The sequence below is a fragment of the Devosia insulae DS-56 genome (assembly GCF_000970465.2).
GTDB classification, from domain to species: domain Bacteria; phylum Pseudomonadota; class Alphaproteobacteria; order Rhizobiales; family Devosiaceae; genus Devosia_A; species Devosia_A insulae.
The window spans coordinates 38001-55411 of record NZ_LAJE02000189.1; the positions used below are offsets into that span (position 1 = coordinate 38001).

General features: G+C 66.1%; 14 protein-coding genes and 1 pseudogene. 8 read left to right on the plus strand and 7 right to left on the minus strand.

Going from position 1 to position 17411, the window contains the following annotated elements:
• Positions 1 to 78 precede the first annotated feature (78 nt).
• The 8 genes from VW23_RS13475 to VW23_RS13510 all read left to right on the plus strand — a co-directional run bounded on the left by VW23_RS13475 (position 79) and on the right by VW23_RS13510 (position 8933).
• Entirely contained in the window at positions 79 to 1005 is a 927-nt protein-coding gene (locus VW23_RS13475; protein WP_069910076.1) for a dihydrodipicolinate synthase family protein, read from the plus strand.
• Entirely contained in the window at positions 1005 to 2174 is a 1170-nt protein-coding gene (locus VW23_RS13480) for a mandelate racemase/muconate lactonizing enzyme family protein (RefSeq protein ID WP_069910077.1), read from the plus strand. Before VW23_RS13475 ends, VW23_RS13480 begins: the two co-directional genes overlap by 1 nt.
• 27 nt (positions 2175 to 2201) lie before the next feature.
• Entirely contained in the window at positions 2202 to 3461 is a 1260-nt protein-coding gene (locus VW23_RS13485; RefSeq protein ID WP_069910078.1) for an ABC transporter substrate-binding protein, read from the plus strand.
• A gap of 68 nt (positions 3462 to 3529) precedes the next feature.
• A complete protein-coding gene (locus VW23_RS13490; protein WP_084646080.1) occupies positions 3530 to 4486 on the plus strand; it encodes a carbohydrate ABC transporter permease in 957 nt (318 codons plus the stop codon).
• Between the two features lie 13 nt (positions 4487 to 4499).
• Positions 4500 to 5330: a carbohydrate ABC transporter permease gene (locus VW23_RS13495; protein WP_055884301.1), complete on the plus strand. Its 831-nt coding sequence runs from the start codon at positions 4500 to 4502 to the stop codon at positions 5328 to 5330.
• A 4-nt stretch (positions 5331 to 5334) separates the two neighbouring features.
• Positions 5335 to 6465, plus strand: a complete 1131-nt coding sequence (locus tag VW23_RS13500) for an ABC transporter ATP-binding protein (RefSeq protein WP_069910079.1) — start codon at positions 5335 to 5337, stop codon at positions 6463 to 6465.
• 12 nt (positions 6466 to 6477) lie between these two features.
• Positions 6478 to 8181 (plus strand): SMP-30/gluconolactonase/LRE family protein, encoded by a 1704-nt coding sequence (locus VW23_RS13505; protein WP_069910080.1) that lies wholly within the window; start codon positions 6478 to 6480, stop codon positions 8179 to 8181.
• The gene (locus tag VW23_RS13510; RefSeq protein WP_069910081.1) at positions 8181 to 8933 is read left to right on the plus strand and encodes an SDR family NAD(P)-dependent oxidoreductase; all 753 of its coding nucleotides are present in this window, start codon (positions 8181 to 8183) and stop codon (positions 8931 to 8933) included. The genes VW23_RS13505 and VW23_RS13510 overlap by 1 nt, the downstream gene beginning before the upstream one ends.
• Before the next feature lie 82 nt (positions 8934 to 9015).
• Here VW23_RS13510 and VW23_RS13515 read toward each other — a convergent pair whose 3' ends face one another.
• The 7 genes and pseudogenes from VW23_RS13515 to VW23_RS13540 form a co-directional block, all read right to left on the minus strand.
• The gene (locus VW23_RS13515) at positions 9016 to 10599 is read right to left on the minus strand and encodes an FGGY-family carbohydrate kinase (RefSeq protein ID WP_069910094.1); all 1584 of its coding nucleotides are present in this window, start codon (positions 10597 to 10599) and stop codon (positions 9016 to 9018) included.
• Between the two features lie 66 nt (positions 10600 to 10665).
• Positions 10666 to 11289, minus strand: a pseudogene (locus VW23_RS29490) (HAD family hydrolase); the annotation flags it as partial.
• Positions 11290 to 11352: 63 nt separating this feature from the next.
• A complete protein-coding gene (locus VW23_RS13520; RefSeq protein WP_069910082.1) occupies positions 11353 to 12831 on the minus strand; it encodes a mannitol dehydrogenase family protein in 1479 nt (492 codons plus the stop codon).
• An 18-nt stretch (positions 12832 to 12849) separates the two neighbouring features.
• Positions 12850 to 13851, minus strand: a complete 1002-nt coding sequence (locus tag VW23_RS13525; protein ID WP_055885866.1) for an ABC transporter ATP-binding protein — start codon at positions 13849 to 13851, stop codon at positions 12850 to 12852.
• A 10-nt stretch (positions 13852 to 13861) separates the two neighbouring features.
• Positions 13862 to 14686, minus strand: coding sequence for a carbohydrate ABC transporter permease (locus VW23_RS13530; protein ID WP_069910083.1), 825 nt, complete (start codon positions 14684 to 14686; stop codon positions 13862 to 13864).
• Positions 14687 to 14869: 183 nt separating this feature from the next.
• Positions 14870 to 15742, minus strand: coding sequence for a carbohydrate ABC transporter permease (locus VW23_RS13535; protein WP_069910084.1), 873 nt, complete (start codon positions 15740 to 15742; stop codon positions 14870 to 14872).
• Between the two features lie 254 nt (positions 15743 to 15996).
• On the minus strand, positions 15997 to 17304 hold the full coding sequence (locus VW23_RS13540; RefSeq protein WP_069910085.1) for an ABC transporter substrate-binding protein: 1308 nt from the start codon (positions 17302 to 17304) through the stop codon (positions 15997 to 15999).
• Positions 17305 to 17411 lie beyond the last annotated feature (107 nt).

Genomic DNA, 17411 nt, shown 5'->3' on the forward strand with positions numbered 1-17411 from the left:
TTGACCGCTAGCACGGCCCGTGGCATCAGTTCCATATTAAAGAAAGTAGTTCCAACATATGGAACATAGGAGTTGAGGATGCTTGAGGGAGTGCTGCCGGTCCTGCCGACGCCGTTCGACGCGTCGGGGCAGATCGATGAGGCCGGCATGGCGCGGGTGACCGAGTTCGCCCTCGATGCGGGTGCGGATGGCGTGGTGTTTCCGGGCGTTGCCAGCGAGTTCGACCACCTGAGCGCCGCCGAGCGCGAGACGCTGGTGCGGATCGTCGGCCGCACCCTCGGTGGCCGCCGTCCGCTCATCGTCGGGGCCAGCGCCGCAACTCCCGCCGAAGTCATCGCCTTCTGCCGCATCGGCAAAGCAGCTGGCGCGACGGCCGCCATGGTCATGGCCCCGGCATCGGTCGGCGCTGATCCCGGGGCACTGGTTGCGTTTTTCGGCGCCGTCGCGGCCGAGGCCGGCATCGACATTATCCTCCAGAACGCACCGGCGCCGGTGGGCAGCGGCCTGCCGGTCGCGGCCATCGCCGAGGTGGTTCGCGCCGTGCCGGCCATTCGTTACGTCAAAGAGGAAACGCTTCCCTCGGGCCCCCGCATCACCGCCTTGCTCGAGGCGGTCGGCGACCGGCTTGAGGGCGTCATGGGCGGCGGCGGCGCGCGCTATGTCTATGACGAGCTCGAGCGGGGGGCGGTGGCGCTGATGCCCGCGGCCGAGATCACCGATCTCCACGCCGCGCTGTTCCAGGCCTATCGCCGCGGCGACCTCGGCGGGGCGCGTGAGCTCTATATCCGCTCGCTGCCGCTGCTGCTGGTGCAGATGATCTACCGGATGTCGCTGACCAAGGAAGTGCTGATGCGCCGCGGCGTCTTCACCAGCTCCGGCGTGCGGGCCCCGCTGCCCAAGTTCGATGCCCACGGCCTCACCGAGATCGACATGATGATCGCCGAGATCGCCGACCTGCTGCCGGTCGGCGCCGCGCCGAAACTGCCTGCCCTGGGAGATGCATGATGACGAGCCGCATCAAATCGGTCGAGAGTTTCACCATCCAGATCGACCGGCAGGACGAGCCCTATCTGGGCGGCCCCAAGAACGGTGAATCGGCCAACGAGGCCGGCTACTTCGTCCGCGCCGAGAACCGGACGGTGTATCCGACCAAGGACCGCACGGTGCTCTGCCGCATCGAGACGGTCGATGGCACGGTGGGCTGGGGCGAGACCTATGGCATCGTTGCCCCGGGCGCGGTGCGGGCCATCATCGATGACCTGCTGTCGACCTTCTTGATCGGCCGCGACCCCTTCGACGTCGCGGTGATCTACGAAGACCTTTACGACCTGCAGCGCGTTCGCGGCCAGCACAGCGGCTATACCCACGATGCGCTGGCGGCAGTGGACATCGCCCTCTGGGATATCTGCGGCAAGCTTCGCAACGCCCCGATCGCCAAGCTGCTGGGCGGGGCGCGCCGCACCGAGGTGCCGGCCTATGTCTCGGGCCTGCCGGGCGAGACGCTGGCCGACCGGGCAAAGTTCGCCGTCAGCTGGCTCGATCGCGGCTTCACCCAGTTCAAGTTCGCCTCGCCGCATGCCGAGAGCGGCGTGGTCGAGGAGTTCCGGGTGCTGCGCGAGGCGCTCGGCCCCAAGCCGATGATCGCCGCCGATCTGCACTGGACCTTGACCGACGTCGAGACGGTGGCGCTGGCGCATAAATGCCTGCCTTACGATCCCTGGTTCCTCGAAGCGGTGTGCAAACCCGAGGATATCGAGGGCATCGGCCGGGCGGCCGAGCATTCGCCGGTACCGATCGCAGCGGGCGAGGAATGGCGCAACGTCTTTGATCTCCGCGCCCGCCTAGAAGCCGGGCCGCTGGCCATCGTGCAGCCGGAGATGGGGCACACCGGGATCACGGCGTTCCACCGCATGGGCCTCCTGGCCCAGGCGCACCACCGCCAGATCATCCCGCATGCCACTATCGGCACGGGCATTTTTCTCGCCGCCAGCCTGCAGGTCAGCGCGACGCTGCAGAACCTCAGGGGGCACGAATTCCAGCACTCGGTGATGGCGCGCAACGCGCCCTATGTCGAGACGGCGCTCGAGGTGCGGGAGGGCAAATACCTGGTGCCCGACAAGCCCGGCCACGGCGCCGAGCCATCGGCCCGGGCGCTGGCCACGATGGTCAAATAACACGTCACATTTGGGAGGATATTGACGATGAAGCTTTCGAGAACATTCGCCGCGCTGCTCTTGGCCGGCATCGTCGCGCTGCCGGGGCTCGCCGCCGCCGAAACGCGGCTGAACTTCGTGTCCTGGCAGAAAGGCGAGAAGGGCTATGGCGACTGGTGGCAGGCCGTCATCGACGAGTTCGAGACGACCCATCCGGACGTCAAGATCGATTTCACGCTGATGCCGCGTGACGGCTATTCGGACGCGATGATCACCCAGTTCGCCGCCGGCTCGGCGCCCGACATCGTGCATCTCACCTCGTTCGAATATGTCACCTTCGCCGAGAACGGCTGGCTTGAGGACCTCGGTCCCTGGATCGAGAAATCGGGCATGGATCTCAACGGCTGGGCCGGCCAGAGCGTCTGCGAATGGGACGGCAAGACCCAGTGCATCATGATGCTCTATTTCGGGTACATCATGGCCTATAACGAGCAGATCCTCGCCGAAGCCGGTATCGCCGAGCCGCCCAAGACCTGGGACGAGTTCCTCGCCGCGGCCCGGGCCACCACCATCGATCGCGATGGCGACGGCATCAAGGATGTCTACGGCACCGGCGTGCACATGGTCTCGGCCAATTCCGGCTGGACCAACGACATGCTGATCTACGTGCTGTCGGCCGGCGGCCGCTGGACCAATAATGAAGGCAAGGTCACCATCAATACCCCCGAGACCATCGAGGGGATCAACCGCTGGCGCACGCTGGTGGATGAGGGGCTGGTGCCTCCGGGTGGGGCCGAGCTCGACCAGCTGTTCATCGAAGGCAAGGTCGCCATGCGCCTCAATGGTCCGTGGATCAACGCCTTCCTGCAGAAGGCCGATCCGGCAATCCAGCCGCACCTGAAATATGCGGCCTCGCCGATGCAGCCGCCGCTGGGTGGGGCCTCCAATGTGCTGACGCTGGCGGCCGAGACGCCGCAGGAAAAGAAGGAACTGGCCTGGGAGTTCATCCAGCTCGCCACCAGCCAGAAGTTCCAGGAGCTCTATTCCGAGCTCGGCGCCTCGCCGGCGCCGCGTCCGGGTGCAGTCGGCCCGGCTTCGTTCGAGAAGGTGCCGCACATGCAGCTGTTGATCGACGCCACCAACGCCGCTTCGGCTGCCGGTGTCGACCGCATGCCCAAGGGGCTCGAAGCGCAGAACAACGAGTTCACCAAGCTCGCGGCTGAGCAGTTCCAGCGCATGATTATCGAGAAGCTGCCAACCGAAGCCGTCGCCGCGACCGTGCAGGCCGAAGCCGAAGCGCTGCAGTAGCGACAAGCGGGTCGCGCACTGGCAGGTGCGCGGCCCGCTTCCAGTCATCTTGAGGAGGAGAGGCTGATATGACCGACCTGACCCAGCCGCGCCCGGTAACGGCGCCGGTGCGCCGCAGTTCCGGCCTGTTCGGCATCGACCTCGCGAGCCCGCGCCACGCCAGAAAGCTCGGCTACCTGCTGCTGCTGCCGGCCGTGCTGCTGATCCTCGGCATCCTCGTCTACCCGATGCTGCTCGCCATCGAGATCAGTTTCCACGACGTGAAGTTCGCGACGCTCAGCTTCGGCGCCAGCGACTACACGCTCAAGAACTACGTCAAACTGTTCACCTCGAGCGATTTCTGGAACGCCATCGGCGTCAGCGCCAAGCTGCTGGTGGTGGTGACCAGCATCTCGATGCTGGTGGGGCTCGGCGCGGCATTGCTGGTTAACCAGCAGTTCCGTGGCCGCGGCGTCGCCCGCATGCTGATCGCGCTGCCCTGGGCCATTCCCGAAGTGGTGGCGGTGATCACCTGGCTGTGGATCCTCGATGCCTCGTTCGGCGTGCTCAACTGGATGCTGCTCAAACTCGGGGTGATCGGCTTGCCGATCTCCTGGCTCAACCAGCCGCTGCCGGCCTTTTCGGCCGTCACCATGGTGATGGTGTGGAAGGGCTTCCCCTTCATTTCCATCATGATCCTCGCGGGCCTGCAGTCGATCCCCGAGGAATACTACCAGGCGGCGCGGGTCGACGGCGCCAATGTGTGGAAGCGCTTCATCTGGATCACGCTGCCCTGCCTGATGCCGGTGCTCGGCGTGTCGCTGGTGCTGACCGTGCTCTGGGTGTTCCGCGACTTCTCGATCATCAACGTGCTGACCGGTGGTGGTCCGGTGGGCGCCACCGAGACGCTCGCCATCATGACCTATGAGGAGGCCTTCTCGTTCTTCCGCATGGGCTACGCCTCGGCGCTGGGCGTGGTGACGCTGATCATCTGTGCGCTGATCAGCGCCTTCCTGGTCAAAAAGACCAGTCACGCCGTGTTCTGAGGGAGGGGGCTCGATGAAACGCAAGCTCTGGCAATCCATCCTGCTCTACGCGACGGTGATCGTCGCCTGCGCCGTGGTGCTGTTCCCGGTCTACTGGATGGTGGTCACCTCGCTGCAGCCGCCCGGGTCGCTCCGCGCCTATCCGCCGCATTTCCTGCCGCCCGACCCGCAGTGGCAGACCTATATCAGGCTGTTCATCGAGACCGACATCCTGCGCTGGATGGCCAACTCGGCCATCGTCGCCGTCACCGCCACCGGCATCTCGATGGTGGCCGCGGTGCTGGCCGGCTACAGCCTGTCGCGCTACCAGACGAAAAGCAGTGAGAATGTCGGCCTGTTCATCCTGATGAGCAAGATGCTGCCGGCCACCATGCTGATTATCCCGCTGTTCGGCATCATGCGTTCGCTGGGGCTGATGGGCTCGCTCTGGTCGCTGATCTTTGCGCATGCGACCGCGATCGTGCCGTTCGCCACCTGGATGCTGAAGGGCTATTTCGACTCCATTCCCAACGAGCTCGAGCAGGCGGCGCAGGTCGATGGCTGCACGCCCTGGGGCGCGCTGTTCCGGGTGATCCTGCCGGTGGCGGCGCCGGGGCTGGCCGCCACCTCGCTCTATGGGTTCGTGCTGAGCTGGGCCGATTATCTGTTCGCCCGCACCTTCCTCGCCAACAATGCCGACAGCTGGACGGTCAACCTGGGCATCGCCACCTTCAAGGGCGAGTACCAGACCGACTGGAACCTGGTGATGGCCGCCTCGCTGTTGGCCGCGCTGCCGATCATGATCGCCTACCTCTTCCTGCAACGCTTTCTCGTCGGCGGCATGACCGCAGGCGCGGGGAAATAGTCCGATGGCCGATATCCAGATCCAGAACCTCAACAAGCGCTACGGCTCCTTCCAGGCGCTCCACGACATGTCGCTGGACGTCAAGGATGGCGAGTTCATCGTCTTCGTCGGCCCGTCCGGCTGCGGCAAGTCGACGGCGCTGAAGATCCTCGCCGGGCTCGAGGCCGCCAGCACCGGCAGCATCATCATCGGCGGCGAGGACGTGACCGAACTGGCGCCGGCCAAGCGCGATATCGCCATGGTGTTCCAGAACTACGCGCTCTACCCGCATCTGACGGTGCGGCAGAATATCGGCTTCGGCCTGATGATGCGCGGCACCGACAAAAAGCAGATCAACCAGCGCGTCGAGCGGGCGGCCCAGGCGCTCGAAATCAGCGACCTCTTGGAGCGCCGCCCCAAGGCCCTGTCGGGCGGGCAGCGGCAGCGCGTGGCGCTGGGCCGGGCGATCGTGCGCGAGCCGCAGGTGTTCCTGATGGACGAGCCGCTGTCCAACCTCGACGCGGCCTTGCGCGTGCAGATGCGGGCCGAGATCACCGCGCTGCAGCGGCGCATCGGCGTCACCACCATTTATGTCACGCACGACCAGACCGAGGCCATGACCATGGCCGACCGCATCGTCATCATGCGCAAGGGCGTGGTGCAGCAGATCGGCTCGCCCGACGCGCTGTTCAATCGCCCGGCCAACATGTTCGTCGCCGGCTTCATCGGTTCGCCGGCGATGAATTTTCTCCGCGGCAAGGTACAGCGCGACGATCGGGGCCTGTTCGCCGATGCCGGTGGCCTCAGGCTGCCGGTCGTCGAGGCGGCGGCATCCTACCTCGGCAAGACCGTGATCTGCGGCATCCGCCCGGAATCGCTGGATCTGGCGCGCGGCGATGCGCCGGCGCTGGAGATCACCCCGACGCTGGTGGAGAGCCTCGGCACCGAGGCCTATGTGCATTTCAAGCTGCCCGGGCAGCAGGTCGCGACCGCGGTGGCGGGCGAGCACGAGCACCAGCCGCTCGGCAACGGCACGCTGATCGCCCGGCTCTACGACGTCGGCACACCGCTTTCCGGGGGGACAATCCGGCTGGGTCTGAAGCCGCAGGCTTCCGTCCACCTGTTCGACCCGGCTACAGAACAGGCTATCAGCTAAGCCGGAGCCGCAATGCCGATCGATGCAAAGCAACTGGGCGGGCACGAAATGCCCATGGGCACCTCGGCCCTGGGCAAGGGGCTCTACGTGCTCGACCTGCTCGGCGAGGTCGAGCGGCCGCAGCGCTTCACCCAGTTGCTGAAACTCACCGGCTTTCCCAAGGGGACGCTGCATCGCATCCTCGAAGCGCTGATGGAGTTCCGGCTGATCCGCTTCAACGAGGCGGACCAGACCTATCGGCTGGGGCCGCGGCTGTTCGAACTGGCGCATAAGGTGTGGGACGAGTTCGATCTCCGAGGCGCCGCCGCCCCCGAGCTCGACCGGCTCGCCGATCTCACCCACGAGACGGTGTCGCTGTGCGAAATCGAGAGTGGCGCGATCCTCTATATCGACCGGCGGCTGGGCGCGGACGCGTTCGGCTTCCGCATCGAGGTGGGGCGCCGCGCCCCTTTGCACTGCACCTCGGGCGGCAAGGCGCTGCTGGCCTTCCTCGCGCCGCACCGGCAGCATGAACTGATTGCGGAACTGCGCAATTCCGGCGATCCGACCAAAGTCCCACCGGACGAGCCGGGGCTCTTGGCCGATCTCGGCCTCACCCGGGCTCGCGGTTATGCGCTGTCGATCGAGGAGCATGTCGCGGGCGTAGTGTCGGTGGCGGCGCCGGTGCTCGACCATCGGCATGAGCCGATCGCGGCGATCGGCGTCTCCGGTCCGCGCGAACGCATTTCGGTCGAGCGCCTCCACACCATCGGCCGCGACCTGATGGAAGCGGCCCGCCGCATCTCGGGCAATGTCGGAGCCACCGCGATGAGCATCAATGCCCCGGACCGGCCGCGCATCGCGGTGGCGGCCAATGCCGAGTGCGTCCTGCCAGTGGCGGCGCACCTGGGCGAGGGACCGATGTGGAGCGACACCGACAGCCGCCTCGTCTGGCTCGATATTCTGGCGCCTGCGGTGCACGTGTTCGATCCGGCCAGCGGCCAGGATACCACCACCAAGGTGTCGCGCATGGTCACCGCCATCGCCCCGCGCGCTGCCGGCGGCTATGCGGTGATGACGCAGAATGGCCTCGAGCTGCTGGACATCGCCACCGGCGAGCTGACGCCGGTGGTCGACCCCGAAGCCGACATCGAGACCAACCGCTTCAACGACGCCAAGTGCGACCGCCGCGGGCGGTTCTGGGCCGGCTCGATGGCCCTCGATGCGTCGCGGCCGGCCGGCTCGCTCTATTCGATCGAAGCGGATGGCAAGTGGCGGCGGCACGATACCGGTTTTACCGTTTCGAACGGCATGGGCTGGAGCCCGGATGACCGGCTGATGTACTTCGCCGACTCGGCTGAGGGCTGTGTGTTTGCCTATGACTTCGACATCGAAGCCGGCACCCTGTCGAACCGCCGCAGCGTGATCCAGATTCCGCCGGTCGAAGGCAAGCCCGATGGCCTCACCGTCGATGCCGAAGGCTATATCTGGGTCGCGGTGTGGGACGGCTGGGCGGTGCGCCGCTACGCCCCGGACGGCCGGCTGGACCGGGTCGTCGGCGTGCCGGTGCCGCGTCCCTCGAGCTGCTGCTTCGGCGGCGACAAGCTCGAGACGCTCTACATCACCTCCGGGCGCATCCGCCTCGCCGAGCGCATGCTGGTGGAGGCGCCGCTGTCCGGCGGCATCTTCGCCATCGCGGCCGGCGTGCGTGGACAGCCGAGCGGAGTCTTCGGCTAATGAATCTCTCCAACCGCTATCCCAGCCTTGCCGGCCGTCCGGTGCTGATCACCGGAGCCGGCGCCGGTATCGGCCGCGCCATGGCGCTGGCCTTCGCGGGGCAGGGGGCTGCGGTCGGTCTCATCGACCGCGATGCAGCCGGGCTCGAACGCACGGCCGGGATGATTGACGGCACGGTCGTCACCCGGGTCGCCGATGTGACCGATATCGAGGCGCTGCGCGGCGCCATTGCGGCGATCCGCTCCGAGCTCGGGCCGATCCGCATCCTCATCAACAATGCCGGCAGCGATACGCGGCACGACTTTCGCACCGTCACTCCGGACTATTGGGACGACCGCATGGCAACCAACCTCCGCCATCTCGCCTTTGCGGCGCAGGCAGTGACGCCGGACATGGAAGCCGCCGGCGGCGGCGTCATCATCAACCTCGGCTCGACGTCGTGGATGCAGGGCGCCGCCGGCCTCATCGCCTATGGCACGGCGAAGGCGGCGATCGGGGGCTTCACCCAGTGCCTCGCCCGCGATCTCGGCGAGACAGGGATCCGCGTCATGTGCATCGCCCCGGGGCGGACGGTGGTCGAACGAACCACGACCGATCCCGCCTATGTGGCCGGAACCATCGGGCGGCAGGCCGTGAAACACCTGGTCGAGGCCGAGGACATTGCCAGCCTGGCGCTGTTCCTCTGTTCCGACGATGCCCGCATCTTCACCGGCCAGACCATCATCGCCGATGGCGGCCACCTGATGCGCTAGCGTCGTAGCGCCCTGGCGAATACCGACAGGTGGTGACCAGGCGCCCGGGCACAGGGCGCGCAAGCCAGTCTCACCAAGGGGTTCAGCCGACTGCTCCCAATGCGGCCAGCTCGGCGCGGTGGCGCTGCATGGCGAGCTGGATACGATAGTCGCGCTCGAGGCCGGCTCGCGCGTCTGGGTGGGGAGAGAGCTCGGTGCTGGGCTGCACCATTGCCGCGCAAGCCGACGGCATATCGGGGTAGAGACCCGCTGCGGTGGCCGCCACCATGGCAACGCCGAGGAGCGTTGGATCCGCAGCCGTCGACACCACCACCGTGCAGCGGGCTGCATCGGCGTAGAGCTCCATCAGCAATGGGTTGTGGCTATGCCCCCCGGTGACGTGCAGCGTTTCGATGCCGTAGCCGCGCGCGGTGAGGGTATCGAGGATGTGCCGGACCTGCACGGCGATCGCCACTGCGGTGCGCCAGTAGAGGCGGCAAAGGCTGTCGAAATCGCTGTCCAGTGACAGGCCGGAGATTACCCCGAGGGCGCGTGGGTCGGCCAGCGGTGAGCGGTTGCCGTGAAAGTCCGGCAGCACGTTGAGCTGCGGCGCCAGGTCGGCGCCCTCGCTGGCCCGCAGCTCCGCCACGCGCTGAATGACGCGATGGTGCAGTTCCGGGGTAGGGTCGCCACCCGCCGCATTGGTGCGCAACACATGATCGAGCAGGGCGCCGGTGGCAGATTGCCCCGCTTCGTTGAGCCAGCTGCCAGGCAGCACGGCGTTATGATAGGGGCCCCAGACGCCGGCAGTGGGCATGGGCTGGTCGGACAGCGCCATGACGCAGCTCGATGTGCCCGCGATCAGCGCCGGATGTCGGTGGAGGTTTGCGGCATCGTTGGCAAAGCCCGCGAGGACACCTAGGGCGCCAGCATGCGCGTCGATCAGGCCGACGCCGACGACGCAGCGGCTGGTGAGGCCAAGCTTCGCCGCGGCATCCGCCGTCATTGGCCCCAGCGACTGGCCGATCCGGCTCGCCGTCTCGGGCAGCCCGGCGCGCGCGAACAGCTCATCGAGACCCATGGCGGCAAGGAAGTCCCGCTGCCAGCTGGGGCTTTCATGCGTGAGATAGGTCCATTTGCAGGTGAGTGTGCACTCCGAACGCGCGTTCGAGCCCGACGCCTTCCAGCTCAGGAAATCGACGAGGTCGAAGATCTGGCCGGCCCGGGCCCAGCTCTGAGGCGCATGGCGCTTAAGCCACATCAGCTTGGGCACTTCCATCTCCGGCGACATGGTGCCGCCGATGAACTCGAGCACCCGATGGCCGCTCGCTGTGCATTGCTCGGCTTCGGCCTGCGCCCGATGATCGAACCAGGCAATGGTGTCCCAACGCGCATCGCCGCCCGGACTGACGGGTAGGGGCGCGCCGTCGTCATCGCGCACCACCAGCGAGCAGGTCGCATCGAAGCTGATCCCTGCTGCCTCGTGCGCCGCGACGCCCGCCAGCCGCATTGCCATGCGCACCGCCTCGGCGACCGCGTCCCAGATCTGCTCGGAATCGTATTCGGCGATATCCGAACCCACCCGGCTCAGCTCTAGCGGGTGCTCCGCCCGGCTGACCAGGCGCCCCGACGGCGTAACGAGACCGGCTCGCGCGCTCGCCGTCCCCACATCCACGGCGACCAGCATTGCCGCCTCGCCCGCGTCGCGCGCCGCCTGGAGTTCCAGCAGGCCGGGCAGCGACCGCATGTCCTCGATGATCGCATCGGGCGCCAGCGCCTCGATCTCGGGCCGGAGCCCGCTGGGCCCGATATGGCTGCCGCCGACATAGGCGAAGACCCGCATGCCTGCCGCCTGCGCCGCCAGTATCCCGGCCGGCGAGTCCTCGATGACGAGGCAGTTTTCGGGCGCGACGCCCATCTCACGCGCCGCGTGGAGAAACAGGTCGGGCGCCGGCTTGCCGTTCCTGACCATACTGGCCGAGTAGACGTGTCCCTCGAAGCGGGGGAGGAGGCCGGTGAGCTCGAGGCTCAGCCGGATCCGCTCGAGCTGACTCGATGACGCGACGCAGAATGGCAATTCGAGCCCCGCCAGCACCTCGCCAATCCAGCCGGTCGGCTTCAACTCGCGCCGGTACAGCGCATAAAGCCGGTCGCGCATGCCACTGAGCGAGGCGTCGCTGAGGTGTGCCCCATGGCTCTGGTTCAGGCTTTCGGAGATCGAGGCAAGGCTGCGCCCCAGATAGGAGCGGAACGCCACCTCGCGTTCGATGGCGATGCCCTGCTCGGCGATCAGCTCGAGCAGCATCCGCATCGCCAGCGGCTCGCTGTCCACCAGCACGCCGTCGCAGTCGAAGATGACGAGCTTGATCGGCGCCATGCTGCCCTCCCGGCTTATCGGTAGCCGGGCGACATCCGCTTCGGCAAGATTAGTGTCAGAAGCTCAGAGGGTCCCGCCGAGATAGGCTTCGAGCGTCGCCTTGGTGCCGCGTGACCAGAGGCTCGACAGCGCCGTGGTGAAGGCCGCGACATAGGTTGGGTTGCTGGCGAGCGGCCCGAAGATATCGCCCATCGACAGCCAGGCCACCGGATCGGATTTCGCCTGCTTGGCCAGCGCCGTCAGCCGCTCCCAGTTCGGATCGTTCGGTGGGATCGGCTTGCCGCTGTCGCTTTCGCCGTAGCAGTAGCGGGCCCACAGCGCCGAGACCAGCGCCAGCCCGGTTACCGATTGGCCCGCTGCCAGCCGATCCGCCGCCGAGGGCAGGATGAACTTGGGCTGCCGGTTCGAGCCATCGAGGCAGAGCCGCTGGATGGTGTCGCCGATCTTGGGGTTCGAAAACCGCCGCTCGATCAGCTGGTAATAGTCGCCCAGATCGGTGTCGGGCACCGGCGGCACCACCGGCACGATCTCCTCGCGTTCGACCTTTTCGAGGAAAGCCCGAACCAGCGGATGCTCCATCGCCTCGTGCACGAAATGGATGTCGAGCAATCCGGCCGGGTAGGCGATGGTGGCGTGCCCGCCATTGAGAATGCGGATCTTCATATGCTCGTAGGGCGCCACATCGGGGACGAACTGCACCCCCACCTTTTCGAGTGCCGGTCGGCCGGCCGGGAAGTGATCCTCCAGCACCCACTGCTTGAACTCTTCGCAGAATACCGGCCAGGCATCGACGATGCCGAAATCGGCCTCCAGCGCATCACGCTCGCGCTGCCCGGTTGCCGGGGTGATGCGATCGACCATGCCGTTGGGGAAGGCCACCAACTCCCGCACCCAGCTGGCGAGTTCCGGGTTGATCAACTCGGCGAGCCCCGCCACGGCATTCTGTGTAACGTGGCCATTGCCGGGGATATTGTCGCAGCTCATCACCGTGAACGGCTGGATGCCGCGCTCCCGGCGCAGTTGCAGGCCGAGCAGGATCAGCCCGAACACCGTCTTCGGCGCCTCCGGGTTGACGCTGTCGGCGACGATGTCGGGATGGTCTACATCGAACCGCTGCGAGGCCGGATCGATATAGTAACCGCCTTCCGTGACGGTCAGCGAGACGATCCGCACTTTCGGGTCGGCTAGTGCCTCGCCGATCGCCGCGACGTCGCCGACCGGCAGAAAGTCGATCATCGCGCCGGTGACCCGGGCGCTCGTTCCGCCCGCTTCCTGCTCTACCACGGTGGTGAGGTAATCCTGCCCCAGGAGCTTTTCTCGCATCTCGGCGTCGTTGGCCCGGACGCCTGCGCCGACCAGGGCCCAGTCGTGGTCGAGCCCCAGGTTGAACAGACTGTCGAGATACACCGCCTGGTGGGCACGATGAAAATTGCCGACGCCGAAATGCACGATGCCCGGCGTCAGCGAGCCGCGCTGGTAGTGCGGCACGCCGGCGGTGGCAGCGATCTCCGGCAGGTCTTCGGCGGAGAGTTCTAGCGGCATGGGTCTAATCCTGGGTGGTCAGCGGAGCGCCTGGCCGGCGCGGTCGAAGCGATAGATACGGCCCGGCTCGGGCGAGAGCCAGACCTGTTCGCCGGGATGATAGTCGTTCTCGCCGCCGGTGCGCACGGTCTGGAGGCCCACGCCATCGACATGCACATGCAGGAACGTGTCGGAGCCGAGATGCTCGGCGACGCCGACCTTGCCCTGCCACTCCCCCGCATCGCGCGAGATCCGCACATGCTCGGGTCGCACTCCGATAGCCTCGGCCTGGTACTTGCCGGCCGCGGCGCCCTCGAGAAAGTTCATCTTGGGCGAGCCGATAAAGCCGGCGACGAACCGGTTGGCCGGGCTCTTATAGAGTTCGAGCGGTGTGCCGAACTGCTCGACCCGGCCGGCGTTCAACACCACGATGCGGTTGGCCATCGTCATGGCTTCGACCTGGTCATGCGTCACATAGACCATGGTGGTCTTCAGCTGCTGGTGCAGTTCGGTGATCTCGATGCGCATGTTGACGCGCAGCGCCGCATCGAGGTTCGACAGCGGTTCGTCGAACAGGAACGCCTTGGGCTGGCGCACGATGGCGCGGCCGATGGCGACGCGCTGTCGCTGCCCGCCGGACAAGGCCCGAGGCTTTCGGTCAAGGTAGTCGGTGAGGTTCAGCACCCGCGCCGCATCCGCCACCTTCTGCTCGGCAATCGCCTTGTCGATATTGGCCATCTTCAGCGGGAAGGCGATGTTCTGGCGCACCGTCATATGCGGGTAGAGCGCGTAGGACTGGAACACCATGGCGAGGCCGCGATGCGCCGGTCCCTTGTCGGTGACGTCGACGCCGTCGAGTTTGATCGCGCCGGAGGTCGTGTCCTCGAGGCCGGCGATCAGTCGGAGGAGAGTCGACTTGCCGCACCCCGAGGGCCCGACGAAGACGACGAACTCGCCATCCTCGATTTCGAGCGAAACATCGGGGATGACCGGATGGCCACCAAAAGTCTTGTTGACGTGTTCGAGTGTGATGGAGCCCATCTGAAATCCCCTATTTCACGGCGCCGAAGGTGAGACCGCGCACCAGCTGCTTCTGGCTGAACCAGCCGAGCAGCAGGATCGGCAGGATCGCCAGCACCGATGCGGCACTCAGCTTGGCGAGGAACTGGCCTTGCGGCGAAGAGAACGATGCAATGAAGGCGGTCAGCGGCGCTGCATCATCGGTGGAAAGCCTGAGCGTCCAGAACGCCTCGTTCCAGGCGAGGATGACGTTGAGCAGCAGCGTCGAAGCGATGCCCGGCACCGCCATCGGCAGCAGCACATAGACCAGTTCCTTGCCCAGCGTTGCGCCATCCATGCGCGCCGCCTCGAGGATATCGACCGGGATTTCCTTGAAGTAGGTGTAGAGCATCCACACCACGATCGGCAGGTTCACCAGCGTCAGGATGATGCTGAGCCCCAAGAGCGTATCGAGCAGCCCGGTATTGAGAAAGATCAGGTACATCGGCACCAGCACGCCGGCGGCCGGCATCATCTTGGTCGAGAGCATCCACATCAGCACGTCGCGGGTTTTCGGCGTCGGCGTGAACGCCATCGCCCAGGCCGCCGGCACCGCGATCAGCAGCGCCACGATGGTCGAGCCGATCGAGATCACCACCGAGTTGAAGAACGGCCGCAAGTAATCCTGCTGGTCGAGCACCGCCGCATAGCTCTCGAAGGTGAAGGACGGGATCATCGAGAACCCCGCCGCGGCTTCGCCCTCGGTCTTCAAACTGGTGATGATGGTGTAGAGGATCGGAAAGAAGACGATCAGCGCCACCAGCCAGACGAGGATCGTCATGGTGAGCTTGCGGCGCGTGGATACGGCCCGGGCCATTAGAGTTCTCCCCCAAACTGTGGTGCAGATGTCCTGACTGATAGAGACGGCCCCCTCCCGACCTCCCCCATGAAGGGGGAGGTGAAGAGTCGAGGCTGGGGCTCAATCGTGCGCCAAGCGCCGGCCGGCACCTCCCCCTTCATGGGGGAGGATGGGAGGGGGCCGTCTGCGAGTGGTGGTCGCCTAAGCATCGAGGTTCCTCCCCACCGCCCGCATCAGGAAGATCGCGACAATGTTGGCGAGCACCACGGCGACGAGGCCTCCCGCCGCGCCGGCGCCGATGTTTCCGCCCAACACGCCGGTGTTGTAGATGAGGAAGGGCAGGTTGGTGCTGGCAAAGCCCGGGCCGCCGCCGGTGGTGATCTGGATTTCGGCATAGACGCCGAGCAGGTAGATCGTCTGGATCAGGATCACCACGGTGATCGCCCGCGCCAGGTGCGGCAGGATGATGTACCAGAAGCGCCGGAACACATTGGCGCCGTCCATTTCGGCGGCTTCCTTCTGTTCCTCGCTCAGCGATTGCATCGCCGTCAGCAGGATCAGCGTCGCGAACGGCAGCCACTGCCAGGCGACGATGACGATGATCGACAGCAGCGGGTAATTGCCGAGCCAGTTGACCGGCTCCTGTCCGAAAAACCGTGACACCGCGGCGAAGACTCCCCAGGTCGGGTTCATCAACTCATGCTTCCAGACCACCGCCGCCACCGGCGGCATGACGAAGAAGGGCGAGATCATCAGGATCCGGACGATCCCCTGGCCCCAGATCGGCTGGTCGAGCATCAAAGCGAGCAGAATGCCTAGGCCCACGGTGATCACCAGCACGCCGACCACGATCAGCAGCGTGTTGATAATGGCCGGCCAGAAGGCCGGATCGGTGACGAAGAACTCGAAGTTCGCGAAACCGGCGAAACCCTTGATGTTGGGGTTGGTGAGCCGGTAGCGCTGGAAGGCAAACCAGATGGTCAGGGCCAGCGGCACGATCATCCAGATCAGCAGCACGAAGACCGAAGGCGCCATCATCCAGCGGGCGAGGCGATGCGACTGCTTGGTAGCCATGGTGCCGTTTCCCCAAATGCGCCGGTCCTCACCGGCCGTCTTGCGCAATCTATCCCCCGCACCGGGTCACCCCGGCGAAGGCCGGGGCCCATCCTGAAATCTCTCGGCGTCCACAGCGAGAGCAAGTATCTCAGGATAGGTACCGGCCTTCGCCGGCATGACGCTGCGTGTGGGTGGGGCTGCGGCGACGGCAGCCCGCTGATCCGAAAGGGCCCGGCAGCGTGGCCGCCGGGCAGTCGCTCGGGAGGAGAACCTCAGTAGTAGCCGGCCGCCTTCATCTCGCGGTCGACGCTCTGCTGCGCCTGGGCCAGCGCGTCATCGACGCTGGTCGAGCCGGCGAGTGCCGCCGAGAACAGCTGGCCGACCGTGGTCGCCATGCCGGCGAACTCGGGGATGGCGACGAACTGCACGCCGGTATAGGGCACCGGCTTCACCGCCGGATTGGTCGGGTCGGCGGCGTTGATCGAGTCGAGCGTCATCTTGGCGAAGGGCGCCGCGGCCTGGTAATCGGCGTTGGCGTAGAGCGAGGTGCGGGTGCCCGGCGGAACGTTCGCCCAGCCGTCCTTGGCGGCGACCAGCGCCAAATAGTCCTTGCTGGTTGCCCAGGAGATGAACTTCTGCGCCGCGTCGGCCTTCTGCGAGCCGGCCGGGATGGCGAGCGACCAGGCCCAGAGCCAGTTGCCGCGCTTACCGAGCCCGGTGTCCGGGGCGAGGGCGAAACCGACCTTGTCGGCCACTGAGCTTGCCTTGGCGTCGGTCACGAACGAGGCGGCGACCGTGGCGTCGATCCACATGCCGCACTTGCCCTGCTGGAACAGCGTCAGGTTCTCGTTGAAGCCGTTCGAGGAGGCGCCGACCGGGCCGGCATCCTTCATCAGGTCGACATAGAACTGCAGCGTGTTCTTCCATTCCGGCTGGTCGAACTGCGGCTTCCAGGCTTCATCGAACCAGCGCGCGCCAAACGAGTTCGACATCGCGGTGAGGAACGCCATGTTCTCGCCCCAGCCGGCCTTACCGCGGAGGCAGATGCCGTTGATCTCGGCGGCGCGGTCGGTCATTTTGCGGGCGGCGTCGGCGACGAACTCCCAGGTCGGGGCATCCGGCATGGTCAGCCCGGCCTTCTCCATCAGGTCCTTGCGATACATGATGAAGCTCGACTCGCCATAGAACGGCGCGGCGTAGAGCTTGCCATCGGCGCTGAGACCGCCGCGAATGGCCGGCAGCAGGTCGTCGACATCATAGGTGTCGCCGAGATTGTCGAGCGGCAGCAGCCAGCTGTTCTTGGCCCAGATCGGCACTTCGTAGGTGCCGATGGTCATCACGTCGAACTGGCCGCCCTTGGTGGCGATATCGGTGGTGACGCGCTCGCGCAGGATGTTCTCCTCGAGCGTCACCCACTGCAGCTGGATATCTGGGTTCTTGGCGGTGAAATCGTCGGTCAGCCCCTGCATGCGAACCATATCGCCATTGTTCACGGTGGCGATGGTGAGGGTGGTCTGGGCATACGCCGTCGAGCCGAGCGCAAGCACCAGCGCGCTCGAGAAAAGCGGAAGCAGTTTCATCAATGTCCTCCCATCGGCGAGCATTTGTCTCGCCGCTGAGCAATTACTCACAAACTTTAGTATGATGTCAAGCGGGTGGAACGCCTTCTGCTCCCCTCCCCCTTGAG